The 15,844-nt window shown below is 32.6% G+C and carries 18 protein-coding genes and 1 pseudogene; 4 read left to right on the top strand and 15 right to left on the bottom strand.

Annotation, left to right across the window (positions count from 1 at the left end):
* Window positions 1–102 precede the first annotated feature (102 nt).
* The 12 genes from ACXKY9_RS14075 to ACXKY9_RS14020 form a co-directional block, all read right to left on the bottom strand.
* Window positions 103–606 (bottom strand): DNA topology modulation protein, encoded by a 504-nt coding sequence (locus ACXKY9_RS14075; RefSeq protein WP_000720552.1) that lies wholly within the window; start codon window positions 604–606, stop codon window positions 103–105.
* Window positions 603–1,532, bottom strand: a complete 930-nt coding sequence (locus ACXKY9_RS14070) for a phosphotransferase enzyme family protein (RefSeq protein ID WP_000434097.1) — start codon at window positions 1,530–1,532, stop codon at window positions 603–605. Before ACXKY9_RS14070 ends, ACXKY9_RS14075 begins: the two co-directional genes overlap by 4 nt.
* 24 nt (window positions 1,533–1,556) lie before the next feature.
* Window positions 1,557–1,943, bottom strand: coding sequence for a ribosomal maturation YjgA family protein (locus tag ACXKY9_RS14065; RefSeq protein ID WP_001056436.1), 387 nt, complete (start codon window positions 1,941–1,943; stop codon window positions 1,557–1,559).
* Window positions 1,944–2,008: 65 nt separating this feature from the next.
* A complete protein-coding gene (locus ACXKY9_RS14060) occupies window positions 2,009–2,716 on the bottom strand; it encodes a class I SAM-dependent methyltransferase (RefSeq protein WP_000655256.1) in 708 nt (235 codons plus the stop codon).
* Between the two features lie 21 nt (window positions 2,717–2,737).
* Window positions 2,738–3,091, bottom strand: coding sequence for an MmcQ/YjbR family DNA-binding protein (locus ACXKY9_RS14055; RefSeq protein WP_000994623.1), 354 nt, complete (start codon window positions 3,089–3,091; stop codon window positions 2,738–2,740).
* A 15-nt stretch (window positions 3,092–3,106) separates the two neighbouring features.
* On the bottom strand, window positions 3,107–3,511 hold the full coding sequence (locus tag ACXKY9_RS14050) for a GNAT family N-acetyltransferase (RefSeq protein WP_000288971.1): 405 nt from the start codon (window positions 3,509–3,511) through the stop codon (window positions 3,107–3,109).
* A gap of 35 nt (window positions 3,512–3,546) precedes the next feature.
* Entirely contained in the window at window positions 3,547–3,963 is a 417-nt protein-coding gene (locus ACXKY9_RS14045; protein ID WP_000680418.1) for a GNAT family N-acetyltransferase, read from the bottom strand.
* A gap of 28 nt (window positions 3,964–3,991) precedes the next feature.
* A complete protein-coding gene (locus tag ACXKY9_RS14040; RefSeq protein ID WP_000827980.1) occupies window positions 3,992–4,363 on the bottom strand; it encodes a hypothetical protein in 372 nt (123 codons plus the stop codon).
* Window positions 4,360–5,136: a serine hydrolase gene (locus ACXKY9_RS14035; RefSeq protein WP_000450752.1), complete on the bottom strand. Its 777-nt coding sequence runs from the start codon at window positions 5,134–5,136 to the stop codon at window positions 4,360–4,362. Before ACXKY9_RS14035 ends, ACXKY9_RS14040 begins: the two co-directional genes overlap by 4 nt.
* A 127-nt stretch (window positions 5,137–5,263) precedes the next feature.
* Complete coding sequence (locus ACXKY9_RS14030; RefSeq protein WP_000617511.1) at window positions 5,264–5,776, bottom strand: GNAT family N-acetyltransferase; 513 nt, start codon at window positions 5,774–5,776, stop codon at window positions 5,264–5,266.
* 80 nt (window positions 5,777–5,856) lie between these two features.
* A complete protein-coding gene (locus ACXKY9_RS14025) occupies window positions 5,857–6,858 on the bottom strand; it encodes an HAAS signaling domain-containing protein (protein ID WP_001048878.1) in 1,002 nt (333 codons plus the stop codon).
* The gene (locus tag ACXKY9_RS14020) at window positions 6,845–7,192 is read right to left on the bottom strand and encodes a PadR family transcriptional regulator (protein WP_000369372.1); all 348 of its coding nucleotides are present in this window, start codon (window positions 7,190–7,192) and stop codon (window positions 6,845–6,847) included. Before ACXKY9_RS14020 ends, ACXKY9_RS14025 begins: the two co-directional genes overlap by 14 nt.
* 886 nt (window positions 7,193–8,078) lie before the next feature.
* Here ACXKY9_RS14020 and ACXKY9_RS14015 point away from each other — a divergent pair.
* Together ACXKY9_RS14015 and ACXKY9_RS14010 are read left to right on the top strand one after the other, a co-directional pair.
* On the top strand, window positions 8,079–8,807 hold the full coding sequence (locus ACXKY9_RS14015; RefSeq protein WP_000360495.1) for a hypothetical protein: 729 nt from the start codon (window positions 8,079–8,081) through the stop codon (window positions 8,805–8,807).
* Window positions 8,808–9,028: 221 nt separating this feature from the next.
* Window positions 9,029–9,589 carry a GNAT family N-acetyltransferase gene (locus ACXKY9_RS14010; RefSeq protein ID WP_000337114.1) on the top strand — a complete coding sequence of 187 codons (561 nt, stop codon included), beginning with the start codon at window positions 9,029–9,031 and terminating at the stop codon, window positions 9,587–9,589.
* A gap of 137 nt (window positions 9,590–9,726) precedes the next feature.
* On the opposite strand, the gene ACXKY9_RS14005 is transcribed toward ACXKY9_RS14010, so the two are convergent.
* Complete coding sequence (locus ACXKY9_RS14005; RefSeq protein ID WP_000065177.1) at window positions 9,727–11,802, bottom strand: HelD family protein; 2,076 nt, start codon at window positions 11,800–11,802, stop codon at window positions 9,727–9,729.
* A gap of 319 nt (window positions 11,803–12,121) precedes the next feature.
* On the opposite strand from ACXKY9_RS14005, the pseudogene ACXKY9_RS14000 reads away from it, so the two are divergent.
* Window positions 12,122–12,436 (top strand): annotated as a pseudogene (locus tag ACXKY9_RS14000) (CPBP family intramembrane glutamate endopeptidase); the annotation flags it as partial.
* A gap of 54 nt (window positions 12,437–12,490) precedes the next feature.
* Here ACXKY9_RS14000 and ACXKY9_RS13995 read toward each other — a convergent pair.
* Both ACXKY9_RS13995 and recQ read right to left on the bottom strand, forming a co-directional pair.
* Entirely contained in the window at window positions 12,491–12,871 is a 381-nt protein-coding gene (locus ACXKY9_RS13995) for a gamma-glutamylcyclotransferase family protein (protein WP_000274916.1), read from the bottom strand.
* Between the two features lie 25 nt (window positions 12,872–12,896).
* Complete coding sequence (gene recQ / locus ACXKY9_RS13990) at window positions 12,897–15,014, bottom strand: DNA helicase RecQ (protein ID WP_000494270.1); 2,118 nt, start codon at window positions 15,012–15,014, stop codon at window positions 12,897–12,899.
* Between the two features lie 275 nt (window positions 15,015–15,289).
* On the opposite strand from recQ, the gene ACXKY9_RS13985 reads away from it, so the two are divergent.
* Complete coding sequence (locus tag ACXKY9_RS13985; RefSeq protein WP_000682739.1) at window positions 15,290–15,451, top strand: hypothetical protein; 162 nt, start codon at window positions 15,290–15,292, stop codon at window positions 15,449–15,451.
* Window positions 15,452–15,844 lie beyond the last annotated feature (393 nt).

Raw genomic sequence — 15,844 nt, 5'->3', positions numbered from 1 at the left:
TACAATTTTCAAAAAGCGTTAAATTTTTCATAATAAAAAACGATTAGTTTAATTAAACTAATCGGTAAGATCCAAAAAGAATTGTTGTGTCACATTGTATTATTATATGTGCTCTAAAAATTTCCGAACCTCATTTGGAGATTTTAAAACAATAACCTTTTTCTCTTCGGACAATTGCTCTAACCCTTTTAAAATTGTAGGTCGTTTAGCATTAGGATATTTCCATATCCATTTAAAAAATTGCAAATCAAATCTTTCTTCACATCCCGCGCCCATATCTGGTCTTGTTTTATTCCGGTATTTTACAATTCTTTTAAACGCACGATAAATACAAATTGTTCTATGAATATCAAGGAAGATAATTGTATCAGCTGCATTCAGTCTGATATCCATCGTCCCGCCATAATTCCCATCAATAATCCACTTCTCATCTTTAATTAAGTTATTTTGAACTGCTATTTGTTCTTCTCTCGGAACACCTTCCCAATTCGGTTTCCAAAATAATGCATCAAGATGATGCACCTTAATATTTAATTTATTTCCTAACTGCCTTGCTAATGTAGATTTTCCTGAACCACCAGAACCAATTAATATTATTTTTTTCATACCTTTACGATACATTCTATAACTTCTTCAATAGCTTCCTTATTAGCAAAAATCCAGAAGAACATTTCTTCATTTAACTTTAATAAATCTGGTAACTGGACAAAATAAGCAATAAAGATAATTTGAATTGAAAGCATAACATACCAAATAGCTTTTAGTTCTTCTTTCGTTAAATCATTTTGTTTATAATAACCTTCAAAGACTTTGCAAACGATATGTAACCATTTCCCTCTTAATCTTTCATTACTAAATAGCTCGCTTAATACACTTGTACAGCAATAACATAGATCGAATATTTTTACATTATTTTCTAAAATCTCAAAATCTATAAACCCTTCCAGTTTATCATCTTTAAAGATTACATTTGATAGATGCATATCACGATGAATAATTTGTCTCGGTAATGAATGGACCGTTTCCTTGAAAGCTGCGTGCATTCGCTCCATCTTTTGAATTACCTCTCGATGAACATACTCATTCTTTTCTAAAATCGGTATAGCCCATTCAAATACCATCTTATATAAATCTCTTTTTATTAACTCATGGTCACTATTCACCGCATGTAATGCTTTGTGCAGATTAGCTATTTCTTCTCCAATTGTACTTGCTAGCCTTTCCAGCTTATTCGTATCTTTTATTTCTAAAACACTTCCGGCAACATACTCATATAAGCAATAATATTTTTCTTTATATAATACATATTGTTCATCATTTTCTGTCTTTACTACTCTCTGTACTTTAATTCCCTTTTCATACAGTTGCTTCAAAACATCGAATTCAACTAGAAGTTGCTTTATCGATCCCGTTCTCTTTAAAATGTACTCTTTATTCTTGCATAAAACCTTCGCTACTTTTGGTTGCATTACAGTAGCTGTGACATGTTCATTTCGAAACCAAAGCTTTGCAATTTCCAGTGCTTGTTCCATTTACAAATACCCCTTTTACAATTCTTATTTCTTCCGAAAAATAACCTCACACAGTATTCCCACTCCAACACCAATTGTATAAGCCACTACATCACTCCACAAAAAACCGTATCCCAACACGAGTCCCCCCAAAGTCGTTGCACGAATGCTATCTATCCATTCCGCATGATACAATTGGCTCGCTTCAATCCCGTAGCAAAACATTAAACTAATAAAAGCCAACTTCTTCGTCTCTGTTTTAGGAAACAAAAATCCAAAGCCAGTGAAAATCATTAATGCCCATAATGCATCACCTAAATAATCATTTAATAGATGTGGTAGTGCAAAAGCAAACTTTCTTGAGCTAAGACCTAAAATAATAACAACTATAGTAAATAGTGCATATACTACTCTATTTCGTTTCATATTCATTTTAAAGTCTCCTAATATGTAATGTAAAACTGTAAATAGCTAGTAAAACAAAGTTATTTTACTAGCTATTTATTGATTGCTTTTATGATAAGAAAATGTGGATTCATATTTAAATAATGATATGATTTTTCGCTTACTTCTTTCATTTTTTCAATTGCCTTCGGTTCCACTATCTCTTCTAATACAAAATAATTTGTAGTTTCATTTAGTATGTCTTGTAATGATCTTCTAAAAAACTTGACTTCAATAGTAATATTCGGTTTAACCCAAGTATCTATTAATAACTGTTTTTCAAAATAATTTTCACATGGAAACTTTGTGAAATCCATAAAAGGATGATGAATAGAATAAATAAGTTCTCCACCTGGCTTCAATACACGACGAAATTCTTGAAATACTTGATTCCAATTTTCTATATAATGAAGAGTTAATGAACTTACAATCACATCATACGTATTATCTTCAAATGGCAATGTTTCTTGCAGATCATGACAAAGGAACGTCGCTTCTTCTCCTATATTTTCTTTTGCTGCTTTTACCATTTCAGGACTTACATCAATTGCTGTAACATTTGCTCCTCTTCCTATGAATTGAGAAGTATACCATCCAGCTGCACATCCAGCATCTAATATCTTTTTTCCTTCTAGTTCCTTTGGAATAAGCTCCATCATCGCCGGTCTTTCATAATAACTGTTATATGGATTTGCGAAATCTAGATTTTCTTTATATGTACTCGCTAATTTATCATACGTATCTTTAATCGAATCTTTCATTACACACACTCCTAATACATATTAACCCATTAACTCCTGCTGCTTTTTCTTTGAAAATGATTGTAGTACTAAATCATACGACCAATCAATCATTTTATTAATTTGCTCCTGCTCTATACCCTTATGAATATAAACGGTATTCCAATGTTTTTTATTCATATGATACCCTGGAATAATTGTTTCTGGATAATCTTCTCTTATTCTTAATGCGACTTCTGGATCACACTTCAATGTAATCGCAGCCTTTTCACCTTCTTCATGATTTACTATCGCAAATATTTTATTATTAAGCCTCATACATGTTGCACTCCAGCCATCTGGAGAATCTTCTGTCGCTTTTCTTTTCGATAAACAGTACGCTCTTGTTGCATTCATTTTAATTGGCACCTCTTATTCTTTCCCTGTTTGATTACGATGCATCACAATTTGCTTCGTTGCTTGAAATTGCTGCTCACCGTAAAACTTTATTAGCTTCTCTCCGCAAAATAGACTAACAATATCAATATGAGATATTTCTCGAAGTAACATTGTAAGCATTTTCTCTCCAATACCTTTATTTCTTACATTCTCATGTACGACAACATCTTCAATGTATGCTCGAAAAACACCATCAGAAACGACTCTAGCAAATCCAACTAATTCATTTTCTTCCCATACTCCAATGGCTATACTATTCTTTAACATTTTTTCAATATCGACTTCTTTTCTTTCTGGCCACCAACCGACAGAATCATAAAGCTTCTTAATTTTTTCTGCACAGATTGGTTGTTCTTGTTGCAATTTATACGTGTACATATGCTTTCTCCCATCAATCAGTATACATAATATTATTATAATCTCTTTTCAAAAAAGTGCTGACTATGACCTTTTGGATGATCTTCAACGATACCATACTCTCGGTAACCGTGCTTTTTATAAAATTCTGGCGCTTGAAAACTAAATGAATCTAGCAATATTAATCTGCACCCTTTTTCCTTCGCAATTTCTTCAATTTTATGTAACAGTTGACTACCATAACCGTCATGACGAACTGATTTATCAACCCATAAAAAGTCGATATGAAGATGATAAAAATACATCGTACCTGTTACACCACCAAATATTTTTCCTTCTTCATTTTTTACTACGAGGCTTACTTTTTCCATCGGCTGTTTTACTTCATCTGTTAAGATGGACATATTATATTGAATGACTTTATTTTTAATGTATTCTCCTTCAATACGTGTACCGTTCTCTATATGTTTCATATACATTGCTTCCTTTCAACTTAGTAAGCTACATTTTATTTTTCCCCTTTAAAATACTAATCAAAACGAATCCACCATATGTAACAAAGCATGAAAAGCCAATTATCCCTGGTACAGAGACATAGCCTACCCTTATGTAATTTATAACTGCAAAACAAGCGATAGACAATAAAATAGATGGCCAAAATATAACAGCTATTTTTCTTCGCTCTCGTTTCGATGTACTTTCTTTCTCTTCAGAAACACGTGTGCCAAAAAGCAATACAATACAAATAAGGATCGCTGCAAAGTAAATTGTATCTAATGACAAATTGTGATCATATAGGGCGATTCCAACTTCAAGAGCAATAATCGTTAAAATTAAAATAATGATTGTTAAAGTCTTTAAGTTTCTTTTCAATCGCTCACTCCTAGCATGCTTTCACTATATTCTTTGTATATGTACTTTAAAACTACTGCAAAAGCTTCATCTACCTCTTTATTTTCACGGCGATTCGGTAAATCTTTTCCCCCAATCACATAAAGAAGTGGAAATTCGTTAAACATTCCTATTATACCAATATTTATTGTAGCTGTGAGTAATCCACCTGTCATATGAGTTATATGATAATATGGAATTTCTTCATACTCTCCTTGCTGTCTTACCATGCCGCTAATAATTGGTTCCCATAATTCTGGTTCTGATTTATAACCTTGAAAGGTTTGTATGAAAAGGGCAAGAACTTCACTTAATTCTCCAACATTTTTCTCATCTCTAGCATTCTCTTGTATATGAATTTTTGAAAAGTACGTTTGTGCGTACATTTTCACAGCATCCCATCCACCACAGTGCATTACAACTGACTGTGCAACGTAACTATCATGACAAGCAATCATTACCTCTACCGCTTGACTAAGTGTTAAAGAAGTTCTTCCTTGTAAATGCGGATATAACTGCGCACTATCTTCATGTGGATTAAATTTAATGTAATGAAGTATATCATTCCAATTATGTTTATTTTCCTTCACCATTTGCGTTACTACAAATCCAATGACTAATTTTGCTGCTGATGCTAACGGAATATTTAATTCACTATTATACGAAGCAACTATACGATTATTTTTTGTAGAATAAATTGCCATTCCCACATAATTAGATTGTACCTCTTTTATTTTATTTATAACAGTTTCCATTTCTATCCCTCTTTTTATATCGTTATATTAACTTCTAATATTTCAACATTGAATGTAAAAAACCTTTTCATTAGCTATTAAAATAAGAAAAAGGTAGCATGAATTTTTTCTTGCTACCGAAAAATATTTATTCTTCTATAGGATTTTCAGGACCGTTAAGTTCCAGCTGATAAAAAGCTAAATCTAGCCATTTATTAAACTTATAACCAGCTTTTTTTATTGTTCCTGCATGAACAAATCCATAGTTTTGATGCAAGGCAATACTTTTCTCATTCTCTGCATCAATTCCAGCAATTAAGGTCATATACTCTCTTTCCTTTGCAATTTTGATTAATTCTTTCATTAATGAAGACCCAATGCCATTTTTTCTATATGCCTTATCTACATACACAGAATGTTCAACTGAATATTTATAAGCAGGCCACGCTCTAAATGGGCCGAATGTCGCAAATCCTACTACTTTATTATCTAATTCATATACGATAATTGGATACTCTTCAGCCTTTTTTTGTTCATACCAATCTATTCTATTTTCAAGGGTTACAGGTTTATACGCATATACAGCTGTTGTATAAAGTATCGCATCGTTATAAATATCTAAAATGTATGCTAAATCTTTTTTCGTTGCTTCCCTTATCATTATTTTCTTCCTTTCATCATGTTCACCTTATTTTACTATCTTTTTAATAGTTTTATTTTATCGAAATTTCCGATTTTTATCTACATACGAATACTAGCTTTTCGGAAACCATCAAATATATTTATTGCAGCAGATAACATGTAGAAGAAAATTCCTCCCCCAATGAGCCACGTTTTAAACTCCTCTGAGGAAATAGTAAATGCATTTGCCAAATACGTAATAAACCCTGCGTTAAATACATGTGGATTTACTACAATTACAATGAATACTATCGTCCCAGCTATTTGAAGAATAGCATTCCCAATCGCCAATCTTTGCGTCCATTGTCCCTGCACTAATTTATAAAGGGATATACATATTTCAAAAACGATCATAATTACAACGATTGGCCAGTACTGCAATAAAACATCTTGATTAAAAGTTGGCGAGACAAACTTCAGTCCATTTGCCGTACCGTTATATACGCCAACAAGATAATTCGCATAAAAGTAAAGTGTAGCCCAAACTGCTGTCCACATTAAACCTCCAAAAACTTCAAACTTCGAGATTGCTTTTTTCTTTGGGATATACGAGATGTTTTTCAAATCATCTGGTGTCCATTTTTTTAAACTTGTCGTCAACGGCTCGATACCTTTGTCTTTATCTGTTCTTTCTAAAATAACAAACACAACTGTCAACCAGAAAAATACATGGAGGCTCACTTCAAAAATTTCCCCAATGCCTTTACCTATCAATTGTAAAATAACATTTAATACCGCTTGATCACCACTATAGCCTATAAAATTTTCTGCAACCATTGATATGAGTGCAATGACAGCTGCGATTGGTATAATCATTTTTAACAACGTTGTATATACATCAAAATAACGTGGTCCAATTAAATGCATCGGTCTATCCAAATAACCATTAGCCAATGAAACCGGACTCCCCAATTTTTCGAGAACGCTCTTTACATCTTTCTCATTATAATCTTCAGGTAACATATCATCTATAGTTGACCTTAGTTCAAGTGTAATATCTTCACGATTTTTTTCAGGTAATCTCTTCGCAACCTCTTGGATATAGAGATCAATTAAATTCATTCTCTTCCTCCTCCTTTAATAAGTTATAAAGTTCTTTCGAATCCTTTATCCATTCTTTTTTCAACTGCAAAAATATTTCTAATCCATAATCACTTAAAACATAATACTTACGAGGTCTACTCTCCGTTTTATCCCAACTACTCGTCACTAATTCCTGCTTTTCTAATCGGCGAAGTAGTGGATATAAAGTACTTTGATCAATTGTAACCCCTGATTGCTCTAATAACTGGACAAGTGAATATCCGTACTGCGGCGTTCTTAATTGACTTAAAACAGCTAACGTTAATGTCCCTCTTCTTAACTCAGTAATTAACGAATTTAATAAATTATCCATTCACTCACCTCATTTCCATTACTATATGTCATACAGTATGTGTTTTATACTATGTATCGTACAGTATTAATGTGACAAAAACTATAATTTTTTACCAAAAAACAGATAATGAACAGCTCAAATTATATGATTTGTGCTTTTTTAGCTAAGTTATATATAACACTCTATAAGGTAACAACCTTAACTACTAATTTTGAAGTTCCAGTAATGCTATATTAAGTTACAAATATCGTATACATATGATGTGAACATAACATCTCACTATAGGAAGCTATAAAAACGGTGAATTACCATGCTTGAATAATTCCCGTTTTCAGCACCTAATCAACGTTATTTCCTTCATAAACTTCATCTTGTTCAAAATCTTTATTTTTGTTTGGTTTATTAGAGAAAAATAAAAAAACAATTAAATTAGGTTAATTGTTTTTCAAATACAAAATCTTTATTTTTTTAAATAACCTATGATATTCGAAAAGACAAATTCTCCAAATGCAAGTGGTATATAAATAAACCATAACTTTAATATTGCCTTTGTTTCTTTGTGATCAGAATCCCCCATTAAAACCAACCCTATCCTTTTTCTTCTAATATTTTCATTTTAATTCCAATAACAAGGAAATTATACCATTTATTAATGTTTTAGTCTATTTTTTCTGAAAATTAAATAAATAAAATTCTTGTATTCCCTCAATATTCAGATAAACATAATAACTTTTTTACGTTTCATCTTCAAAGTCAATAATGACTCCTGTTAGAACCGCTACATTACCAATCGATTGGATCCCGTGACCAATAAAATCCACCTTAAATTCTTCCCACTTTAATTTATGTAATGATATAATAACACTAAATTTTCAACACGTGCTTAATAGATTGGGGACTTATAATGGATAAACCTCTCACTGCATTACAAACTATTATTATACATATGAATACAACTGAGCATTGGCATGATTTTATTTGTTACTGTCAGCATCGCGAAGCGGGACTTCGAAAATTAGCTTTTAAACATTTAGAGACATTTATTACAAATGCAAAGAAATGGGAATCAAAAGATCAAGAAGAGTTTGCCATTTCGCTGTTTACTATTTTAGATGTATTAAACGAAAAAGATGAGGTCTTAACTTTCTCACTAAATAGTTTTCTAATTGACATTCTATATAGATGGACAGAAAACAACCCATTTGATTCAAGACCTTTTAGATGGATAGGAATTTATATGGACTCTAGCAATAAAGAAGACGATTTAGAAAAATCCCTTCGAAAAGCGATTGAATTAGGTGGTGATACCGAACAAGAAGCCATGATATACCTAGTTTCTAATTACATCAATACTTTAGAATTTGGTACACATGAATTCCCTTCAGGTTATTGCGGAGATTTAAGTGAATGTATAGAAAAACTTCCCTATATGCTTCAATTAATTGATAGAATTCAGAATAAGAACATAAAGGAGCAAAACATTGGGCAAATACAAGAACAACTACACCTTATTCTAGATTGGTTAAAACATACACAAATTCCAGTAGATGCCGTTCGTGTACGGGAAAAAGAACAAACTAAGGAATTAGAAAAGGTCATTGTATATTATTTACACAACAGCTCAAGTCGTTAATTCATCGTGTACAGAGATAATAAAGTTGTTTAAAAAACGCCAGTCATGTTATTCAACAATCGGGCTATATAACGGAATAAATCCTTGTAAAAATTAAAAATATTTGAAATAATCGTCATTAAGTTGAAGTAGAGCGATTGCAGAAAAAGGTGATACGACTTTTTCTTACTTAATAATTGCATGATAGTTAAAAAATTCAACTAATTATATTCCGAAAGGGTGTGTGTAGTATCTTATCAACTAATGTTTTTACTTATAAATCTAAGGATGGAAAAACAATAATAATTAGAGAAGCTAAAGAACGGGATGCAGAAAGAATACTAGATTCTGCTTCAAAAGCTTTAATAAACGCTCCATACATGCTAAGTACGGTTGAGGATGTAAAAAAGGTGCGTATCGATGCTATTCAAAAAACGTTAAAAGCTTATCATGAAAATCCAAATTATGTACAGTTTATTGCTGAAGTTGATGGTAAGTTAGTCGGTGCAATAGATTTTAAGAACGGAAACAAAGAAAAAATTAGTCATCAAGGGGCTTTTGCGATGACCATACTACCCGAATATCGAAATTATGGTATTGGAAGAGCTCTTCTAGAAACGTTAATCAATTGGGCTAAAAATAACAGTAAGATTGAAAAAGTTTGTCTTGAGGTAATGGAAGATAATCTAGGTGCAATCCAATTATATAAGAATCTAGGCTTCTTTGAAGAGGGTAGAAAAGCAAAGGGTGTAAAATTGGATGGTAGCTATCAAGATTTAATATTAATGGCTTTATTCGTTTAAAATTGAACATTAATTTCAATATAAAAAGAGGGTCTTCATAGTCATCTCCCTGTTAAGTAGACAGTAATAGAAACCCTCTTTTTATATTTATCTCACATTAGCTTGCAGTAAAACTCCCCACTGATTATAGTTTCACTTTATTTTAATCCTTTAATTAAAGGTGACGCTTCCCCACTATGGAAAATCCATAGGTCATGAAGTGATCTCGTACATCCAACATATAGTAACTTTGCATCATGTTTTGTGTCTTTGTAATGTTCTTCATCCACATCAATTAAAAGCACCGCATCAAATTCTAAACCTTTCGCTAAATAGACAGGTACTACTGATATACCACCTTCATATTTACTTTGGTTTGCTTCAATTACGTTTACCGTTAATCCTGCATTTGTTAATTCCACATATATATCACGGCATTCATCTTCTGTTCTTCCGATTACCGCAATTGTTTTCACATCTGCATTTTGCAAATGTTTTACCGTCTTCACAATTTCAGTAAATTGATTTTCCGCATGAATTACTTTCACATCTTCCCCACTGCGGAAGACTGGTGTTGCGAGTCCTACTGGGATTTCTGCATTTTTAATTATTTCATTTGCAAATTCAATAATTTCTTTTGTAGAACGATAACTTCTTGTCAATTCATAATAACCGGTTTCTTGGAATACTTCCTTAAAAGCATTCCAATCTTCAATTCCTTGGTAATCATAAATCGCTTGCGATAAATCACCTAATATAGTGAAAGAATTACCTAATGTAATTTCTTTTAATACATAAACTTGGAAAGGCGAAAAATCTTGCGCTTCATCAATAACAACGTGATGAAACTTCTGCCCGATTTCAATCCCTGTTATACGATGATGTATGTATATTAAAGCTGGTAAATCTTCTACATACACTTCTTTTTTACGACAACTCTTTTCTGTTTCTTTAACAAGTTCTTCAGGTAATACCTCGAGTATTTCTTTACTTTTTACTATTGAACTATACAGTGAAAGAGCACTCATTTTCGGCCAAAACTTCATATATGCGTTCAGTCTCTTAGTCGCTTCTTTTTTAAGTAATTTTTTCTCGTTTGTTTCCCCGAATTTTTTAAGTTCAATTTCAATCCAGCGCTTCATTCGTCCTACTAATCGTTCTCTTCTTTTCTGTAAAGGATAATGTTTATATTCAACTTGCATCCATTTTTTAATATCTTCTACTGGAATAATCGCTCTATCCCACGCCTCAAAATCTTTTGTCGGAACTAACTCATTTTCAAATTGGATCATTCTCTCTTCAATAAACGTCTTAAATTCCAACGTACCCTTTAATTTACCTAGCATTATCTTCTTTTCATCACGATTAATTGAAAATGCTTCTTTCAATTTTTCTTCTGTCTGCTTTAGTTTCACTGAATCATCTAACGTACGTAATGCCCAATCCAGAAACGTTGTTTGACTAATATTCCCTACACCTAATTCAGGAAGTACACTCGAAATGTAGTCTAAAAACAGACTATTCGGCGCAAATACGATCATTCTTTCTGCTTCTAGTTGTTCACGATATTCATAAATTAAAAAAGCAAGGCGATGTAAAGCAATTGTTGTCTTTCCGCTCCCTGCAACCCCTTGAATAAGTAATGGTAAATTTCTTTCCGCTCGAATAATATCATTTTGTTCCGATTGAATCGTTGAAACAATATCCTTTAGCTTATTATCTTTATTCTCACCTAATCGATATAGAAGAAAATCATCGGCATGCGATACATCTTCATTTCCTTTTACATATGTATCAACAACACGTTCAAGTTCTCTTTTTCGAATGGAAATGTTTCGTTTTAAATACACATCACCTTCTACTAACCCATCTGGTGATTGATAAAATGCTAATTCTTCTCCACCGGTAAATGAATAAAACATACTGGCGACAGGCGCCCGCCAATCAATAATGATTGGCTTCATCGTGTCCATATCCGAAACCCCTACTTTTCCGATATAAATCGGCATAACTTCTTCTTTTCCATCTTCCTGAAAATCTAACCTTCCAAAGTACGGCTCTTGCACACCAATACGTAAGTTTTGTCTATTAGACTCCCTCATACTTTCAAGAATTTGCTCTTTAAAATCTTCTCCATAATAAACCGGGGTTTTTTCAAGCTTATCCAATTGCTCATCCATCGTATGTAAAGTATCCTTCATTTTTTGTAACTCATCTTCAAATATGTTGCTCATTTCGACGATTCCCTCCTGTCCGTTCTAATTTTTCAGTCGAAGTATCATTGTATTAAAAACCCAATCATAAAGTCAATAGTTTCCGTTTAAATTTTCCGAAAAAACTTACTTTTCATCTTTCTAATTTAAAAAGAATATGCAACATCAAAATCACACAAATACACATATAGTATAGTGATGCATACAAAAGATACTACTTTCTATTTGTCTCCTATTTAATTTATCCATTAACAAATATTGTAAAAATTAAAGACTTTAATCAATGGGCGTTTTACTGCCCACAAATAATAGGATAAATAAAAGTAAAGGAGGCTCTTCAAATGAATATTTTGAATCTATCTCAAGATTAAATATGCTTCTATCTGGCTGTATCCTTATGCTTTGTTGGTCAATTATGTATGTTGAAATATATAGACTTACAAAATCAGTCTGGCCATGTGTTATCATGCATGCAATCGAGGATGCTGTTCCTACTGTTTTAGTTACAATAACAGGGATTATTACTCTTACAAACAGTAGTGATTTTTGGTTAAATCCTACTAGCGGGGTCGCTGCTACTGTTTTATTTCTCGGAATTGGAATCGTACTAAGAACTATAAGAATAAAAAGAGAACGACAATTATTCACACAATAAAAAGCAGATAATGAATTCGTCATTATCTGCTTTCCAATTTTTAAAACTACCTTATTATATTTTTTGATACATAAGCCAGTCACCAGAGTCTATCACTTTCTTTAACATCTTTTTATTCTGAGCGATATACACATATGCCTCAATTTCCCTATCAGCAACATATACTGTTTGCGTGATTCGATCATATAAATCAGTCTCCGCATTACCTGTATATTCTTCTAGTTCATCTAACTTACACAATATCTTATCATTTACTACATAAACTTCTCCATACACCTGTTCTTCAATCGAATAAGTCATGGCCGGATATCCTTCATTCGTATCAAATAATTTTCCATATGTCCAAGCTCTGTCTGCGATGCATGTTGCACCTTGCATATAATGAGCATTCGTTTGTCCTCTTCTTAATGTGCCATAAACGAACACATGATACATAAATTCTTATCCCCTTTATATGTCTCTACTTTCTTATTTGTAAATAAGCACGAATCATAAAGTAACTCACTTCATTCGGAAGCTGTTCTTTAATAGATTTCAGCCCACCCTCTGCATTTTGAACGGCAGTTTCAATAAGAGATTCATACTCTGCTGGAACAAAGCTTTGCCAATCTACTTCCATTCCATCCTCATAGCAGCGAATTAAATGGTTTTCAATTGTTTGTCTTGATAAGTTACGTTCTTTTGCAATCTCATTCAAATCAATACCTTGTTTATACATTTCATATGTTTCTAAATGAGAATTTGCGGATGCTTTTCCTGACTTTTTACGCTCTGAAACTACTTCTGTCTTAATCGTTTCAGCATAATTTGGATTTTCCTCAATAAAATGCTGAACTGCTTGTAAGAAGTGCGAGCCATATTTCACAAGTTTGTGTTCTCCGATACCTTTTACCGTCAACAATTCAGAATCATTTTGCGGCATTTTCACACACATATCTTTTAATGTTTGGTCAGAGAAAATAACGAACGGAGGTACACCTTCTCCTTGTGCAATTTCTTTACGTACTTCACGAAGCACTTCAAATAAAGGATGGTCTTGAACAATTTGTCTTGTCTCTACTCGTTCTTTTCGTAAAACATTCTCTTTACCAAGTAATACTTCTTTCCCTTTTTCAGTTACTTTTAACGTCGGATAAGTGCCATGTTCAACTGCAATTAACTCGTCTGAAATTAAAAACTCAATAAACTCACTGACCTCTTTTACACTACGGTTCGATAAAAGCCCATACGTTGGTAAAGTATGAAAATTAAATTCAATAACTTTCTTATTCTTCGACCCAGTTAATACTTGCGCTATCATTTGCTTTCCAAAGCGTTGGTTCGTTCTAATCATGCATGATAAAACCATTTGTGATTCTCTTGTCACATCGATGCTCTCGCGATTGTCTGTACAATTACCACAGCGTCCACAATCTTCTTTCGGTTCTTCTCCAAAGTATTGCAAAATGAATGATTGTAAACATTGTTCTGTATGACAGTAATCGGTCATATTTTGCAATTTTTCAAGTTCATTTGAAAAACGTGATTCTCCAGTTGATTGATCAATTAAAAAACGCTGTACTTGTACATCTTGAGAAGAATATAACAATATACATGTACTATCTAATCCGTCACGACCAGCACGTCCTGCTTCTTGATAGTAACTTTCCATATTTTTTGGAAGCTGATAATGAATTACGTAACGAATATTCGATTTATCAATACCCATCCCGAATGCAGATGTTGCTACCATTACACTTACTTCATCTCGTAAAAAGAGTTCTTGTTGCTCATTTCGATCACTATCACTCATACCAGCATGATATTTTGATACAGAAACACCTGCCTTCATCAAATCTTCATATAACTGATCGACTACTTTTCTAGTAGCTGCATATATAATCCCGGATTCCTTTTGATTTTGACGAATATAATCCGCCAAATATGCATTTCGATCTTGCCCTTTAATGACAGAAAACGATAAGTTCTCACGCTCAAACGTTGTCATAATTGTATTTTCTTGATTAATTTCAAGTGTGTTACAAATATCATCACGTACTTGCGGTGTTGCTGTTGCTGTTAATGCTAATACGAGCGGCTTTTCTGGAAGATAATCTAATATGCGATGTATATGTAAATAACTTGGACGGAAATCATGTCCCCACTGTGAAATACAGTGTGCTTCATCAATCGCAATCATAGGGATTTTCATATCAATAAGTTGATCAACAAACTCCATCGAATCAAGACGCTCAGGCGCCACATAAAGTAACTTGTAATGTCCTTGTTTCGCTAATTGAATTCGCTGATTTGCTTCTGCAATAGATATAGAACTATTAATATATGTAGCTGAAATGCCATTCTGTACCAATGTATCTACTTGATCCTTCATAAGTGATATTAGAGGCGATATAACCAACGTCGTTCCTTCAAATACTAATGCCGGAATTTGATAACAAATCGACTTACCGCCACCCGTTGGCATAATACAAACCGTATCTTTCCCATCTAGTACATTTTTAATTGTTTCATCTTGTCCTCTTCGAAACGAAGAATAACCAAAGTAGGACGCTAAAAGTTCTTGTGCTTTAGTAAACAAAAAAGAGTCACCCGCTTTTCTTTATCTTTCATCTACTTCTATTATATCAATCACTTATGCGACTTGAAAGGGATGATTAGATGCTTATTGTTTTTTCATTATTCTATGTTTCTTCACTTATTTAATATGAATTAGCATCATTATTTTATATGTTTTACAACATTTATAACGTAAATCCAGTACACAAGAAGAAAGAGTTTCAATTTAAATGTTCATTTTATTTCCCTTTCTTGAATACTACTAATCGTATACATATAAATTCAGGAGGTTACTATATGAAACATCGTAATATGAGTTCCATCAAGGCAAAAACGAAAACACAAAAACTCCAATTCTCTAATAATGATGCGTGGAAATATGAATCATACTATAAGTACCAGCCATTATTCTCTTATAAAAAGCTTTTTAATTTTCTTTCTCAACTTTTTAGACGTTAATATATGTGCAAAAAATATATCATTCACAGAATTTTTCTCAATATTAAATGTATAGACTTACTACAATTCAGTTGTTACCATATATAATAATCTGTTGGATAAACCCCTTAAGTTGACCTGCTTATATTAGCAGGTCTTTTTCATGATTACATACTTCTGTGTACCTCGATCTCACTTCCAAGTCTTTTCTCCATTTTATAACCATATTTAGATCCCAACAATTAATGATAATCATAAATTGTTGGGATTTAAATTGTTCACATATAATTATGCAATTCTTCTTTCTCAATACACAAAACACATTTTACTTGTTACTATAAAAGTACTCCAGATGAGTTTTTTGCTCATCGACATTATCTAGTTATTGGGGCCTGCCGCGGGAAGCAGGTCCCT

This window comes from Bacillus sp. 2175, assembly GCF_057812155.1.
This window is presented reverse-complemented; position numbering and strand designations above follow the sequence as displayed.

Coding starts and splice junctions, on each gene's coding strand:
- ACXKY9_RS14075 (WP_000720552.1), bottom strand. CDS start 606: ATGAAAAAAATAATATTAATTGGTTCTGGTGGTTCAGGAAAATCTACA.
- ACXKY9_RS14070 (WP_000434097.1), bottom strand. CDS start 1,532: ATGGAACAAGCACTGGAAATTGCAAAGCTTTGGTTTCGAAATGAACAT.
- ACXKY9_RS14065 (WP_001056436.1), bottom strand. CDS start 1,943: ATGAATATGAAACGAAATAGAGTAGTATATGCACTATTTACTATAGTT.
- ACXKY9_RS14060 (WP_000655256.1), bottom strand. CDS start 2,716: ATGAAAGATTCGATTAAAGATACGTATGATAAATTAGCGAGTACATAT.
- ACXKY9_RS14055 (WP_000994623.1), bottom strand. CDS start 3,091: ATGAATGCAACAAGAGCGTACTGTTTATCGAAAAGAAAAGCGACAGAA.
- ACXKY9_RS14050 (WP_000288971.1), bottom strand. CDS start 3,511: ATGTACACGTATAAATTGCAACAAGAACAACCAATCTGTGCAGAAAAA.
- ACXKY9_RS14045 (WP_000680418.1), bottom strand. CDS start 3,963: ATGAAACATATAGAGAACGGTACACGTATTGAAGGAGAATACATTAAA.
- ACXKY9_RS14035 (WP_000450752.1), bottom strand. CDS start 5,136: ATGGAAACTGTTATAAATAAAATAAAAGAGGTACAATCTAATTATGTG.
- ACXKY9_RS14030 (WP_000617511.1), bottom strand. CDS start 5,776: ATGATAAGGGAAGCAACGAAAAAAGATTTAGCATACATTTTAGATATT.
- ACXKY9_RS14025 (WP_001048878.1), bottom strand. CDS start 6,858: ATGAATTTAATTGATCTCTATATCCAAGAGGTTGCGAAGAGATTACCT.
- ACXKY9_RS14020 (WP_000369372.1), bottom strand. CDS start 7,192: ATGGATAATTTATTAAATTCGTTAATTACTGAGTTAAGAAGAGGGACA.
- ACXKY9_RS14015 (WP_000360495.1), top strand. CDS start 8,079: ATGGATAAACCTCTCACTGCATTACAAACTATTATTATACATATGAAT.
- ACXKY9_RS14005 (WP_000065177.1), bottom strand. CDS start 11,802: ATGAGCAACATATTTGAAGATGAGTTACAAAAAATGAAGGATACTTTA.
- ACXKY9_RS13995 (WP_000274916.1), bottom strand. CDS start 12,871: ATGTATCATGTGTTCGTTTATGGCACATTAAGAAGAGGACAAACGAAT.
- ACXKY9_RS13985 (WP_000682739.1), top strand. CDS start 15,290: ATGAAACATCGTAATATGAGTTCCATCAAGGCAAAAACGAAAACACAA.